Source organism: Kurthia gibsonii (assembly GCF_006539985.1).
Classification (GTDB): Bacteria; Bacillota; Bacilli; order Bacillales_A; family Planococcaceae; genus Kurthia; species Kurthia gibsonii.
The window spans coordinates 36,588-49,812 of record NZ_BJOB01000018.1 but is presented as its reverse complement, the minus strand read 5'-3'; the positions used below and the strand labels follow the sequence as shown (position 1 = coordinate 49,812).

15 protein-coding genes are annotated in these 13,225 nt (G+C 36.5%); 10 read left to right on the top strand and 5 right to left on the bottom strand.

Going from position 1 to position 13,225, the window contains the following annotated elements:
* Positions 1-101: 101 nt before the first annotated feature.
* From KGI01_RS07550 to KGI01_RS07525, 6 genes are all read left to right on the top strand, one after another.
* The gene (locus KGI01_RS07550) at positions 102-539 is read left to right on the top strand and encodes a transposase (protein WP_141274190.1); all 438 of its coding nucleotides are present in this window, start codon (positions 102-104) and stop codon (positions 537-539) included.
* 219 nt (positions 540-758) lie between these two features.
* The gene (brnQ, locus tag KGI01_RS07545; protein ID WP_141274189.1) at positions 759-2,099 is read left to right on the top strand and encodes a branched-chain amino acid transport system II carrier protein; all 1,341 of its coding nucleotides are present in this window, start codon (positions 759-761) and stop codon (positions 2,097-2,099) included.
* A 149-nt stretch (positions 2,100-2,248) separates the two neighbouring features.
* The gene (locus tag KGI01_RS07540; protein ID WP_141274188.1) at positions 2,249-3,439 is read left to right on the top strand and encodes a hypothetical protein; all 1,191 of its coding nucleotides are present in this window, start codon (positions 2,249-2,251) and stop codon (positions 3,437-3,439) included.
* Entirely contained in the window at positions 3,432-4,079 is a 648-nt protein-coding gene (locus KGI01_RS07535) for a P-loop NTPase family protein (protein ID WP_141274187.1), read from the top strand. The genes KGI01_RS07540 and KGI01_RS07535 overlap by 8 nt, the downstream gene beginning before the upstream one ends.
* Before the next feature lie 46 nt (positions 4,080-4,125).
* A complete protein-coding gene (locus tag KGI01_RS07530; RefSeq protein ID WP_141274186.1) occupies positions 4,126-4,767 on the top strand; it encodes a hypothetical protein in 642 nt (213 codons plus the stop codon).
* A gap of 135 nt (positions 4,768-4,902) precedes the next feature.
* The gene (locus KGI01_RS07525) at positions 4,903-5,856 is read left to right on the top strand and encodes an aldolase catalytic domain-containing protein (RefSeq protein ID WP_141274185.1); all 954 of its coding nucleotides are present in this window, start codon (positions 4,903-4,905) and stop codon (positions 5,854-5,856) included.
* Between the two features lie 20 nt (positions 5,857-5,876).
* Here KGI01_RS07525 and KGI01_RS07520 read toward each other — a convergent pair whose 3' ends face one another.
* Positions 5,877-6,758 carry a LysR family transcriptional regulator gene (locus KGI01_RS07520; RefSeq protein ID WP_141274184.1) on the bottom strand — a complete coding sequence of 294 codons (882 nt, stop codon included), beginning with the start codon at positions 6,756-6,758 and terminating at the stop codon, positions 5,877-5,879.
* A 112-nt stretch (positions 6,759-6,870) separates the two neighbouring features.
* Here KGI01_RS07520 and KGI01_RS07515 point away from each other — a divergent pair, with 112 nt between their 5' ends.
* The gene (locus KGI01_RS07515; RefSeq protein ID WP_141274183.1) at positions 6,871-7,779 is read left to right on the top strand and encodes a DMT family transporter; all 909 of its coding nucleotides are present in this window, start codon (positions 6,871-6,873) and stop codon (positions 7,777-7,779) included.
* Between the two features lie 37 nt (positions 7,780-7,816).
* On the opposite strand, the gene KGI01_RS07510 is transcribed toward KGI01_RS07515, so the two are convergent.
* On the bottom strand, positions 7,817-8,164 hold the full coding sequence (locus KGI01_RS07510) for a YxeA family protein (protein WP_170214755.1): 348 nt from the start codon (positions 8,162-8,164) through the stop codon (positions 7,817-7,819).
* A gap of 96 nt (positions 8,165-8,260) precedes the next feature.
* Positions 8,261-8,539, bottom strand: coding sequence for a hypothetical protein (locus KGI01_RS07505; RefSeq protein ID WP_087681051.1), 279 nt, complete (start codon positions 8,537-8,539; stop codon positions 8,261-8,263).
* 101 nt (positions 8,540-8,640) lie between these two features.
* On the opposite strand from KGI01_RS07505, the gene KGI01_RS07500 reads away from it, so the two are divergent.
* Positions 8,641-9,384: an alpha/beta hydrolase gene (locus KGI01_RS07500; protein ID WP_141274181.1), complete on the top strand. Its 744-nt coding sequence runs from the start codon at positions 8,641-8,643 to the stop codon at positions 9,382-9,384.
* A 73-nt stretch (positions 9,385-9,457) separates the two neighbouring features.
* A complete protein-coding gene (locus tag KGI01_RS07495; protein WP_141274180.1) occupies positions 9,458-9,940 on the top strand; it encodes a GNAT family N-acetyltransferase in 483 nt (160 codons plus the stop codon).
* Positions 9,941-9,997: 57 nt separating this feature from the next.
* Here KGI01_RS07495 and KGI01_RS07490 read toward each other — a convergent pair whose 3' ends face one another.
* Entirely contained in the window at positions 9,998-11,746 is a 1,749-nt protein-coding gene (locus KGI01_RS07490; RefSeq protein ID WP_141274179.1) for an ABC transporter ATP-binding protein, read from the bottom strand.
* A 114-nt stretch (positions 11,747-11,860) separates the two neighbouring features.
* Entirely contained in the window at positions 11,861-12,751 is an 891-nt protein-coding gene (locus tag KGI01_RS07485) for a 3-hydroxyacyl-CoA dehydrogenase (protein WP_141274178.1), read from the bottom strand.
* A 134-nt stretch (positions 12,752-12,885) separates the two neighbouring features.
* Here KGI01_RS07485 and KGI01_RS07480 point away from each other — a divergent pair, with 134 nt between their 5' ends.
* Positions 12,886-13,221, top strand: a complete 336-nt coding sequence (locus KGI01_RS07480; protein WP_170214754.1) for a nuclear transport factor 2 family protein — start codon at positions 12,886-12,888, stop codon at positions 13,219-13,221.
* Positions 13,222-13,225 lie beyond the last annotated feature (4 nt).

Below are 13,225 nucleotides of genomic sequence, written 5' to 3'. Positions count from 1 at the left end.
CGTTTTTCGAAGCGGAAATTGATCTGAATGAACAAATCCCGTATGATTGAACTGCACCTCAATTATTAGACACATCTACTAATTGGAGGTGCAGTTTTTATATGGCAAAATATTCATCAGAAGAAAAAATACAAGCCGCTTTAAGGTATATAAACGGTACGGAAAGTTTATATACAATAGCGAGATCGATTGGTACAGATGATAAATCGATTCTTAATTGGGTGAGACAGTATGAGTATCATGGTGTTAATCAAGTTAGTGAAAATAGTGGATATAGCGATGGCATTTATTTAGTTGGTCCTTTTAGGTTGTATAAAAAGTTTGACACAGGGGAGCAGTTTGAAAAATTTGTTAATTTTTTTGATGATCATGATTTAGAAGAAATTACGATGAAAGAAGTAAGTGATTGGGTGAAAAAATGCTTTGATAAAGCCATGGTTACATTGCCTTTACCTATTTATTTTAGATTGACAGATGAAGAAGATTCACTTAATTTAGTGATCGGCGAATGGGAAAATCAAATGGAAATAGAGTTATAAGCTTAATGCATATTCGTTTATCTTAATTTAAATAAATGATAGAGCGACACTTTTTCATACTCAAAAAATACAAAATAGTCTAAAAAATATACAAAATTATCTATTTTTCGTTTATTCTTTCTCTTTATTCTCTGTTCATCTTGTATTGTCTGTAGTAAATTGTTAATATACTCTAATTACAATATTAAATAGACGATTTAAGTCATAAGGAGGAAAAATATGCAAGCAAAAGTACCATTTTCAACATACGCCATCATCGGTACGATGTTATTCGGTATGTTCTTCGGAGCAGGGAACTTAATTTTCCCAATCGAACTTGGACAGATGGCTGGTACGCAATTCTGGTGGGCTTTAATTGGTTTCCTAGTTACAGCAATCGGTTTGCCGTTCATGGGAATTCTAGCAATTGGTTTATCAGGAAGTAATGGTTTACGAGACTTAGGGAATCGAGTGCATCCACTATTCGGTCTTGTATTCTCAGTTGTACTATATTTGACGATTGGACCATTCTTTGCGATTCCGCGTACAGCGACTGTATCGTTTACAGTAGGTTTAGAACCATTCTTAAATCCAGATCAAGTATCATTATTTTTAGGCATTTTTAGTTTTGTATTCTTTTTAGTTGTATATTACTTCTCACTAAATCCAGCAAAAGTAATGGATTATATCGGTAAATATTTAACACCTGCATTCTTAGTGTTCTTATTTATCTTAATTATTGTCAGTGTTGTTAATCCGATGGGGAGTTTTGAAAAACCAGTAGGTGACTATGTGAATCAAGCCTTTATGACAGGTTTTAAAGGCGGATACAATACGATGGATGCACTAGCATCACTTGCGTTTGGGATCGTCGTAATTAATGCGATTAAGAGTCGTGGTATTACCAGTACGAAAGATATTGCGATGGCGACTTGGAAATCAGGAATTTTCGCAATGGCTTTAATGATGATTATTTATGGCTTTATCACATACATGGGCGGTACAAGTGTTGGCGCTGTTGGAACATTTGAAAATGGCGGCTTAATTTTTGCGGCTGTTGCGAAACACTTCTTTGGTTCATTCGGTGGGATTTTACTAGCGATTATCATTATTTTAGCTTGTTTAAAAACAAGTATTGGCTTAATTACATCATGTAGTGAATTCTTCCATGAAGTTATTCCAGCCATCAGCTATAAATGGTTTGTATTCATTTTAACGTTTGTATCATTCTTAATTGCGAACTTTGGTTTAAGTAACATCATTACATACGCTGTTCCGGTATTAATGTTCTTATATCCACTAGCGATTGTTTTAATTCTATTAACGATGTTCTCGCCGCTATTCAAAGCACGTCAAAGTGTATATGCGATGTCGATGTTCCTAACATTCTTCGTGAGTGTGATTGATGGTTACAAAGCATTGGTTGAAAGTGTACCTGGTGCGAAATTACAAGTGTTAGAATCGATTGAGATATTCTACTCACATTACTTACCGTTATATGATATCGGTTTAGGATGGGCTGCTCCTGCTGTGGTAGGTGCCATCATCGGACTCATTTATGCAGCAATTGTAAAAAAATAATGAGGTGAAGACAAGGTGTGTTCAATCGGACATACCTTGTTTTTTATAATAAGTTTTTAAAACTTATTGCTTTTCATTGCGCTGATTGGTTGCCTATGTATAGAATTGTTATAAGTGTTTATTTAACAAAGATAAAGGTGGACAAATAAGTGAGAGCTTTATACATTTTGCATAAACGTAATCGTAAATGGAATTTAATCCTTATGGCAGCTGCACTGCTATGTTTTTCAATTGTCTATTTTACGATTTTGCATACAGCATATAAAAGTGAACCTGCAAAAGGTGGGACCACATTTGCAGGACAAAATAATTACAATCTTACACTCATTGGAGAAGAACCAACAATTGAGCAATTAGAACGCTTCAATCAAGCATTACAAAATAATAAGCAACTAACTGTTTACACAGCTTCACCGATTCCTGTGTTCATACAGAAATTTTCAGGTGATGAAGCATTTACACCCGAAAATGCAAAAGCAGATGGACAGTATATACCTGTTTATGGACTTCAAGTGAATGCAGCTGCACAAAAGCTAAATAAGCTAGAGATGGATGCAGGTACATTTTTTAAACAAGAAGATTTTAAGGATTATGATGACAAAGAAGTTATGCCCGTTGTGTTAGGAAGTGACTATTATCAGTTGTATGATATTGGTGATTCACTTCGCATGCGTATTTATGGTCAAGATATTCAAGCGAAAATCATCGGTTTTTTAAAGAGTGAACAAATGATTGTGACAACAGCATTACCTCAAATGTCAGCAGGACATCAAGTGTTAGTTCCGTCACAGCAATATCGTCAAACACCAAGTGAAGACAATGTATTCGCGAAAGAATCACTGATCGCATCTGCAAATACAATGCTCGTAACGAATGCATCTAAGATTGGTATTCGCGATATCATGCTTGAAGTATCACAGCAATCAGATTTCTGGTCATTTACAATTGGTGGCGCAGGTGGGATAACAGTTAATATCTATAATAAGATTTTAAAAGCAAATTCTGTACTCGTGTATGGATTATTCCTGATTGCTTTAGTTGGTATGTTTATAGCTGTACAGCGTATTCAAAAGCGTAGAAATGAAGGGACGAAGCAGTTGTTCCGTATTCTGATTACGAGTGGTATGGCAGAACGTGAAATTCGAAAGTATATTCGAATTGAAGTGGGGATTTTACTAGGGATTGCACTCATTCTTCCAGCTATACCGTTTATGGTGATTTCACAATTCGCCATTATTCCACTCGTTTTATATCTCGTTCTAGGTGCCATGATTGGTGGCGGTATTCTATGGCGTGTACTACGTAAAACAACGATAGAAATGGAGCAAGAGCATGTCTAAAATTCAATTAAAATATGCAGCGGTAGAACCGTATTTTCAAAAAGTGAATTTAGTCGTTGAAAAGGGAGCTTCACTAGCGATTACAGGCGCTTATCGAAATGAATTACTACAGACAATTGGCTGTTTCCGCGTTTTGACGAACGGGACATATCGCTTAGAATATCATCAAAATGAAACAAAAGATGTGGGCGACTTAGCTGTGTTGAGACAAACGAAGATGGGCTATCTACCTGCACAAGACGAATTTTTAAAAGATGAAACCGTACTTGAGAATATTCAGCTACCGTTCTTTTTCCAAACAGGTACTAATAAGTTGCCAGGAGCGAGAAAGCAGCGTTTAGATCAGCTAAGCAAGCTTATTGGTATGCATGAATTACTAGGGAAGAAAGCAGTACATCTAAATGCTTTTCAAATTAAATGTATGGCGCTTATTCGCGCATGCTTACATGCGCCTTCTATTTTGTTAATCGAAGAACCTGAAAAAGCATTAACAGAAGCGCAACTAGAAAAATTCATACAGTGTTTGCGTTCTGTAAAAGCAGAAGGTGTTACGCTCATTATTAGTTCTGAAAATCCTACGGTATGTGCGAGTTGTCAGGCTGTATTTGAATTAACAGGGGAACAAATTCTATCAAATTAGAATGAAACATTTAATAAAGGGTACTAATAGTTTAGAGGTGATCCAAATGCCAGAAAAGCTATTAAGAAAAGCAGTTTTAAACCAGATTGCTTGGTGGAAAGCTGTGTGCGCAACACATCATATTACAACAGCCTGTATGGATAACGTATGGATTGCGGATCAATATGTACCGAGTTATTATCCAGAGATGATTACAGAGACGAGAGAAGCGACTGTGGAAAAAATTCCAGACCGCGTATCGACGATTATGGATAGTTATGCAACCTTACAAATTCTAGGATTCACGAAGTTATTTAAAGCGCAGTGGATGATGTCATCTTCTGTTGTACCGTATTGTAGTGAGTGGAAGTGGGTTCGAAATGAAGAAGCATTTCAAAAGTGGCTTGTGGCGGCTAATTTAGAAGGTATGCTACAGCCATCAATTATTGATGACCCTCATGTTTTAGTATTTCATAAAGAAGGATATGGTGGTTTTTCAGCTTATCAAAGCCATGGGATTATCGGGATTTTTAATGTATTTGGCGTAAACCATGTATTTCAAGATATTCCTGCTGTCTTGGCTAACTTTTTTCCGAAACAACCCATTGTAGGATATGAAGCAGATGAACGATTGGCTGCTGCCATGCGTGGTGGTTGGTCAGCGATAGGGCCTTTAACAATTTGGGCGAGGGAGGTAGCTGTTCTATAAATTTGTATTTGATTTATAGAACAGCTTTAGTTTATATAAAAATAAAAAATTATCGTTTTTGAGAAATTTAATATTCTAAAAATTCAGATATGTGTTATAATCAACTTTATTTCGTAGATAGGACAGGTGATGAAAATGAACTCAAATCAAGTGAAAATTTTAGACTGTACAATTCGTGACGGTGGTCTCGTAAACAATTGGGATTTTAGTGTAGACTTCGTGCGTGATACATACGAAGCATTAAATAATGCAGGTGTCGATTATATGGAGATTGGTTATAAAAACTCACCTAAGTTATTAGATGCAGATGGTTGTGGCCCTTGGCGTTTCTGTGATGATGATTTCATTCGTGAGGTAATCCCAGAAAAGAAAAATACGAAGCTATCAGCAATCGTTGATATCGGTCGCGTAGATCCAAGCGAATGTGCACCACGCTCTGAAAGTCCATTCGATATGATTCGTGTCGCTTGTTACTTAAAAGACATTGATAAAGGACTTGATTTAATTAATCAATTCCATAACCTAGGTTATGAAACATCATTAAATATTATGGCTGTATCGAATTCAATTAATTCACATTTAGTTGAAGCACTAGAGAAAATTGAACATAGTGTTGTCGATGTACTATATGTTGTCGACTCATTCGGGAGCCTTTTCCCAAAAGATATTTCTTACTTAGTGAAGCTTTTCAAAGAGCATGCACCGTCAAAACGTTTAGGAATTCATACGCATAATAACTTACAGATGGCTTTTGCTAATACATTAGAAGGTATTGAATTAGGCGTTGAATTTTTAGATACATCGGTTTACGGTATGGGGCGCGGCGCAGGGAACTGTCAAACAGAATTAGTAGTGGGTCACTTAACCGCTTCACGTTATGATATGAAACCACTTTTAAAATTAATTGATGATCGCTTTGTACCGCTTAGTAAGAAAGTGGAGTGGGGGTATAATACAGCATACGCTTTGACTGGATTATTCAATGAACATCCACGCAGTGCGATTGCAATGCGTAAAACACCTGAAAAAGATCAATTCTACCCGTTTTTCAATAAACTAACGAGCGTAGAAACACATAGCGATATTTAAATAAAAACAGGAAATGCGCTTTATATGCGTGTTTCCTGTTTTTTTGAAAAGTGTTCTGTAATAAAGTCGATGAAATAGCGACTTGCGATCGGGAGTACTTTTTTATTTTTATAAGCGAGACTAATTGTACGGACGACAGGTGGCGAGATACGTTTCGTCAAAATATGATATGGGCAGCGGCTTAATACGAGTTTAGGTAGCATGGAAATACCGAGTTGTTGTTCGACCATCGCCATAATTGTGTAGTCGTCATACACTTTAAAGTGTGTGTTCGGTGTAAGGTTTGCCTTCTCAAAATAGTATTGTGGTTCACTAAAATCTCCTTCGTCAATTTGAATAAAAGGATCTTTTGTTAAGTCATGAATATGTACTTCATCATGGTCAGCAAGTTCATGTCCGTAAGGTAGCACAGCTAAGACCTCATCCTGTGCTAATGGAATAGTCGTTAAATTCGATACAGCAGCAGGATTCACAAAACCAAAGTCGACGGTTCCTTCATAGATCCATTTTGAAATACTTGTATATTCACCTTGTTGTAACTCGAAGTGGACACCAGGATACAGTTGTTTAAAGTCATGTAATAGGGTCGGAATCCAGTTCGTTGAAACACTTGAGAATGTACCGATCCGTATGAGACCACGTTCCAAACCTTGCATCTCTTGATGTTTTTCTTTTAATTCACTATGTGCATGACAAATATTTTTAATAAAAGGTAGCATTTCCTCACCATCTGGTGTGAGAGAAATTCCTTTGCGAGAACGAATAATCAGCGTTGTATCGAGTTCTTTTTCAAGATTATTCACCATCTGACTAATTGCTGATTGTGTGTAACCAAGCGCTTCAGCAGCCTTTGTAAAACTACCGAGCTCAACAATTTTAACGAAGGACTCATAAATATTCATTCCATCATCTCCTATACATTAGTAAAACTAATATTACTATTATAAATATTCGTTTTATTAATGTAAACAACGGTGATAATCTAAGAAAAAGAAAAAATAAGGAAGTGATGGAATGACACAGAAACAAGCGAACTTATTATTAATTACAGTTTCGATGGCGTGGGGAACGTCTTATTTATTTATGAAAGTAGCCGCAGATGATGGAATGCCTTCTTTTACAATCGTCGCAATGCGTAGTATTATCGCATTCATCTTCATGTGGTTATTATTCGCGAAGAAGATGGTTCGCGTATCGTGGCAAACGATCAAGTACAGTGCGATTGTTGGTGCATTATTATACGGTGTATTTTTAGGATTATTATTAGGAACGAAATATACAGATGCTTCGACAGCAGGATTTTTAACGAGTACAACGGTTGTACTTGTACCAATCTTGCAAATCTTTTTAACGAAGCGACTACCAGCGAAGCAAATTATGATCGGTGTTGTAGTGGTCATGATGGGACTAGCATTTTTAACATTAAAAGATGGCTTCTCTATTCAGCTTGGTGCTATTTATTGTTTAATCGGTGCGTTGTGTTATGCCATTCATATTCTTGTGACGAATCAGTTTGCGCGTAAGGTCGATGTACTGCAATTAGGAATTTATCAATTAGGCTTTTGTTCGTTATATGCCATTATTATTGCGTTCACATTTGAAACACCCGCTCTACCGACGACATCGGGTTCTTGGATTTCGATTTTAGGTTTAGCGTTTATCTGTTCAGCATATGGTTTTGTTATGCAGCCCATTGCACAGAAATATACAACACCTGAAAATACAGGCTTTTTCTTTTCACTTGAACCGATCTTCTCTGCTTTCTTTGCCTTCTTATTCTTACAAGAAGTAATGGGCATGACGGGTTATATTGGTGCAGTATTTATCATGCTCGGTGTAACAATTGCCAACTATCAAAAGAAAGTGAAAGAACCGCGAGTCGCATATCGAAAAATCGCGCTAAAAGAAAAAATAGTCAAATAAAAAATATTCTAGCGTCCATGTGACGTTAGAATATTTTTTAATGGAGTGAATTCCGTATTGTTGATGGAATACTTTCTGCGGTAGTTTCTTGTATGAGTTTGATATAATTGCCTTTTACGTAGAGTTTCACATATGTACCTTCTGGAAGTGGACGTTCTGTTTGGAATGCAAGGAATTGTTTTTTGCCTGCAGTATTTACAGCGTAGGTTTCATATACGTAATGACCACTGACGCGCTGTTGTTCTTCTGCTGTATGTGCTACTGCATAGAAGTGTTCAGATGGAATGAAGGGCATGAATCGGTCACCTGTGAGTAAGTATGTAATTCCGAACATCATCGATACAGCAAAAGAGAAAATACCTAACTGCTTCAAAATGGTTTTCATGTTAAGCCTCCTTTTTCTTTCTATATTCATTATTATAAAAAGAAAAAAAGGAAAACAAAAAGATCTCAGACTGTAACTTTGTCTAAGACCAGAGACTTAGATTGCTTGAAGCTCCGCGCAAATGCTTTGGATGGCTTGCTGCTCATCTAATGTATAAAGTATATCGTATTGTGCTGAGAGTTCTAAAAAAGATTGTTCAAGTTCGTCGTAAGATACAGATTGCGAGCAGACTGTACCTTTGATAATTTGAGCCGCTCTTTCGGCTTCGATTTCAGAACAAAAAGCTTGTGCTTCTTCAATATCTGCTACAAATCCAGATTGTGCATAGTAGCCTGCGGTTGTAGAAATGACGAAATAATGCAACGCGTCTTCCACAAAATCACCTTCTTTTCTAAAAAACTGACGTCTTCTAGTCTATTAAAAAAATAGAAGATATGCAAATTATTTTTAATATTTAAACCTAACAGGAGGGACTTATGAAATATAAAGCACCGGAATCATTTTATTTTCAAGGCGGTAGTAAAGCAATTTTACTACTTCATTCATTTACGGGATCGACGATTGATATGCGACAACTTGGGAAGTTTTTAAATAGAGAAGGATATACGGTTCATGCACCGATGTATACGGGGCATGGCCAAAAGGCAGATACATTACTACAGTATGGTCCATCTACTTGGTGGGAGGATGTTCAATCAGCGTATGAGTTTCTTGAAGATGAGGGATATGAGGAGATTGTTGTGATGGGGCTATCTTTAGGCGCTGTACTCACATTAAAAGTAGCACATGAATTAAACCCACTTGCAATTGTTACAATGTCACTACCGATGACGCGTGATGAAGTGACCTTGCGAAAAAGAGTGGTCTATTATGCAAAACAACATCAACAATACGAAGAAGGTACAGATGAAGAAAAAGAAGCGGCACGACAAGCTTTAAAAGCACATCCGATGGAGATTGTACCAGCCTTTATTGAGATGATTGAACAACAGATGCAACATTTAGAGCAAATTCAAGTACCTATTTACTTAGCATATGGTGGTCAAGATGATGCATTATATGAAGAGACAGCGAATTATGTAGCCGAGCGGATCGGTTCAACACAAAAAGTTGTAACATGTTATGAACAAGCAGGGCATTTAATGACATATGGAAAAGATGCTAAAACAATGTATGAAGACTTTTTACACTTTTTACAACACCTTCACTGGAAGAAATAAATCATAGTTCTTGCATTTTTATAGAATTTTTATGTATAATAATGAATAAAAATTCGTTAAAGGATGTGTAGAGATGATTATTGTGCATACAGAAAATGAGGAATTAATCGTAGAGCTCATGCATGAAGCATTTAAAGAGTATGTGAATCCGCCATCAAGCGCCATAATGGAAACAGAGCGTGATGTTAAAAAAGCGTTAGCTTGTGGTCAAAAAGCAATTGTTGGATTGAATAATGAAGGTCCTGTGGCGATGGCACGTTATGAGATAAAAGAGAGTACACTCACTTTTTCTCGTGTGAGTGTTTTACCAACTCAACGTGGAAAAGGCTATGCGAAAAAGCTAGTTACCTATTTAGAAAATATTGCAAAACAACAGTCTGTACAATGGATTGCTTGCGACGTTCGCGCGAATGAATCACGTAATGTTCATCTCTATGAATCTTATGGTATGCACATCGAATCTACATTTGAAACGACGAATTTATTAGGACATCAAATGCCTATTGTGCATATGAAGAAAAAAGTTCAAGCACAGGTTGAAAGCTATGCAGTATGATCTTAAATATTAAAAGAAGAATCGCCCCTTCACGTGAGGAACGATTCTTCTTTTTGATTAGACTTGTAATCCTTTTAGTTGTTGGTCAGAGAATTCTTTATAGAGTGCATGTGTTGCATAAAGTTCTTGATGTGTACCAATCCCTGTAATCTCACCTTGTTCTAGGAAGACAATTTGATCGGAATGAATAACGGTTGAGAGACGGTGAGCGATAACAATTGTTGTACGACCCTTCATGAGCTCTTCTAACGCACGTTGTACAACTTGTTCGGATTTACTATCTAAACTCGATGTTGCTTCATCTAACATTAGAATTTGTGGGTTACGTAAGAACGCGCGTGCAATGGCGATACGTTGGCGCTGTCCACCAGACAACTTCATGCCACGTTCACCTACTTCGGTTAAAATACCATCTTCTAAGTTTTCAATAAACTGATCGGCATAGGCCATTTTAATAACGCGATTGATTTCTTCGTCTGATACTTCTCGTTCTAATCCATATGTGATATTGTCGCGAATGGTCCCTGCGATAATCGGACTCTCTTGTGACACATAGCCAATCTGCTTACGCCAAGATAATAGAGAGAAGTTTTGAATATTTTGATTGCCAAGAAGAATCGCTCCCTTTTGTGGTTGGTAAAAACGTTCAATAAGAGAGAAGAAGGTCGTTTTACCACTACCACTCGGACCGACAATTGCGGTTACTTGATTCGGCGGAATCGTAAAGTTTAGATTTTTTAATACAGGTTCTTTATCTGGATAGTTATAAGATAAACACTCAATCTGAATCGCTTCATCAACTTTTTTTACTTCTTCATAACCATCTTTTTCATCTTCAACTTCTAAAATTTCAATAATGCGTTCGGTTGCACCTGAAGCTTTTTGGAATTGCGTAAAGAACTCAGCAATTTGTGCCATTGGCATAATGATTTGGAAGAGGTACATGATGAAAGCTACTAATGCACCTGCTGATAGCGCCCCAGAAGATACACGCATACCACCGTAACCGAGTAATACAACTAATAAAATCATCATAACTAGATTAATAATCGGTCCAATAAAAGCATATACTTTTGCTTCTTTTAAACCGTAATTGAATAAGTTACGAATACCTGTTGCGCCGTTATTGTATTCAATTTTCTCAGAGTTTGAAGATTTCACAAGACGAATCTCAGAGAGTACCTGTGTTAAAAGTGCTGTGAATTTACTTGTTTCAAGCTGTGTATTCTTTGAGATTTTATACATTTTACGACCAAGCGGAATTAGAATGGCCGCAGCTAACGGAATGGCGATAAACATGGCAGTTGTCATGCGCCAATCTAAAATGAACAGGACAATCATTGCACCAATAATCGAGATGATACCTGATAAGAAGTTGGCAAGATGTTCTGAGATGAGTGTTTTAACTACGGTCGTATCATTCGTCATGCGACTTACGGTTTCACCAGAAGGGTTTTCATCAAAATAATTAACGGGTAGAACTAATAACTTCTTCCATAGACGGTCACGCATACCAGCGACAACACTTTGTCCAATGCGATTTAAAATGTAGATGGAGAATCCACCTGATAATGCTTGTAAAATAATCGCACCGACTAGTAATGCAATCGTTGTTTTATTTAAATCATCAATTGTAAAGTCATTTACGAGGTTCTTTGTGAAGAGCGGAACCATTAAGGATACAGCAGTTGTGGAGAGCGTTAAAATAAGTGCAATCACGATTAGAAGTTTTGGTGGATTGGTACTTTTAACGAGTTGAATGAACTTTTTAAAATTTTTTTTTGAGATTTTTTCTTTTTCAGTCATTTATTTAACCCTTTCTACATATATGAATACTCTAAGTATGCGTAATCAAATGAAATTATACAAATTAAAAAGGAGAAATCTCGTCATAGCGAAATTTCTCCTTCGTTGAGCAAATTATTTTAAAAAGTTTGGATCGGCATAAGCAGGGTTTGGGTATTTATAGAACCCTTCGCCTGTCGCAACACCCATCTTTCCTTTATCAATAAAGTCATGTTTTAAAATATCTGCAATTTTTCCAGCAATCGGATTTTTATCTGCACTTGCAGATACGATGTTGTAAGCGGTTTGCAAGCCAACTACATCTAAAATAGCAAATGGCCCTCTTGGTGAGCCAGTCGCAATCATCCAAGTTTTATCAATTGTCTGTGGTTCAGCAATGCCGTTTGCGTACAATGCCTGTGCAGCATTAAGTAATGGTATAAGTAATGAATTTAAAATATAGCCATGTTGTTCTTTTAAAATATGCAGTGGAACCATGCCAATCGCACGAGCAAAATCAATTACTTCTGTTACGTATTTTGGATCTGTTCCATCATGTCCCATGATTTCAGCCGTATTATTTTTCCAAATTTCGTTTGCGAAGTGCAGTGCTAGGAATTTTTCAGGTCGTCCTGTTGCATCGCGAAATTGACTTGGAATCATTGTAGAAGAGTTCGTTGCAAAGATGGTTTTTTCAGGTGCTACTTTTGCTAATTGTTCATAGAAACTTGTTTTAATATCAATTCGTTCTGGAACAGCTTCAATAACTAAATCAGCATCTTTTACAGCCTCACCTAAATCTGTATAGAAAGAAAGTCGAGCGAGTGCATCATCCACCTCTGACGGATGTTTTGCAACTTCGTGTTTATATGTCTCAGCAAGCTTTTGAACGCGTTCCTGTGCGGCTTTAATCGCACCTTCATTAATGTCATAAACACTTACATTAAAACCTTGAAAAGCTGTTTGAAAAGCAATCTGACTCCCTAAAACACCACTACCAGCAACTGTAACATTTTTAAAATTCATTTAAAACGCTCCTTTTAAAGTGATTTTTCATCCCTATTCTACATTCCCTGTTACTGTATAAATTAATCAAATACAAATGACAATTTTAATTCATAGATAAAGGGGTATAAGTAAAGTGTATAGGGGAGATGCTTATGATGCAAATATATGACTTAGAGATGAGACTGCAAAATTATGTGTATGATGAATTTGATCAAATGATGGATGAAGACTTTATCGAATTTGGCACAATCGGCACACAATACACAAAACAAAATCAGCTAAATGCCATCGGTAAAGAATCACCACCAACAGAACGTTTTTTACGTGTAGAAGATTATGAAGAACGTTTTGTAGATGAAAGTGTCATTCTAGTAACATATAAAACAACAAACATTTTAACAAAACAGCAAGCTTTAAGAAGTTCGATTTGGCGTAAAAAAGAGAAAGATTGGAAATTGTTTTTCCATCAAGGCACCTTGATTAAGTAAAGAT

Excerpts from the sequence above, each read along its gene's own strand:
- KGI01_RS07535 (WP_141274187.1), top strand. The coding sequence starts at position 3,432 with ATGTCTAAAATTCAATTAAAATATGCAGCGGTAGAACCGTATTTTCAA.
- KGI01_RS07480 (WP_170214754.1), top strand. The coding sequence starts at position 12,886 with ATGATGCAAATATATGACTTAGAGATGAGACTGCAAAATTATGTGTAT.
- KGI01_RS07515 (WP_141274183.1), top strand. The coding sequence starts at position 6,871 with ATGACACAGAAACAAGCGAACTTATTATTAATTACAGTTTCGATGGCG.
- KGI01_RS07495 (WP_141274180.1), top strand. The coding sequence starts at position 9,458 with ATGATTATTGTGCATACAGAAAATGAGGAATTAATCGTAGAGCTCATG.
- KGI01_RS07550 (WP_141274190.1), top strand. The coding sequence starts at position 102 with ATGGCAAAATATTCATCAGAAGAAAAAATACAAGCCGCTTTAAGGTAT.
- KGI01_RS07490 (WP_141274179.1), bottom strand. The coding sequence starts at position 11,746 with ATGACTGAAAAAGAAAAAATCTCAAAAAAAAATTTTAAAAAGTTCATT.
- KGI01_RS07510 (WP_170214755.1), bottom strand. The coding sequence starts at position 8,164 with ATGAAAACCATTTTGAAGCAGTTAGGTATTTTCTCTTTTGCTGTATCG.
- KGI01_RS07530 (WP_141274186.1), top strand. The coding sequence starts at position 4,126 with ATGCCAGAAAAGCTATTAAGAAAAGCAGTTTTAAACCAGATTGCTTGG.
- KGI01_RS07520 (WP_141274184.1), bottom strand. The coding sequence starts at position 6,758 with ATGAATATTTATGAGTCCTTCGTTAAAATTGTTGAGCTCGGTAGTTTT.
- brnQ (WP_141274189.1), top strand. The coding sequence starts at position 759 with ATGCAAGCAAAAGTACCATTTTCAACATACGCCATCATCGGTACGATG.
- KGI01_RS07500 (WP_141274181.1), top strand. The coding sequence starts at position 8,641 with ATGAAATATAAAGCACCGGAATCATTTTATTTTCAAGGCGGTAGTAAA.
- KGI01_RS07525 (WP_141274185.1), top strand. The coding sequence starts at position 4,903 with ATGAACTCAAATCAAGTGAAAATTTTAGACTGTACAATTCGTGACGGT.
- KGI01_RS07485 (WP_141274178.1), bottom strand. The coding sequence starts at position 12,751 with ATGAATTTTAAAAATGTTACAGTTGCTGGTAGTGGTGTTTTAGGGAGT.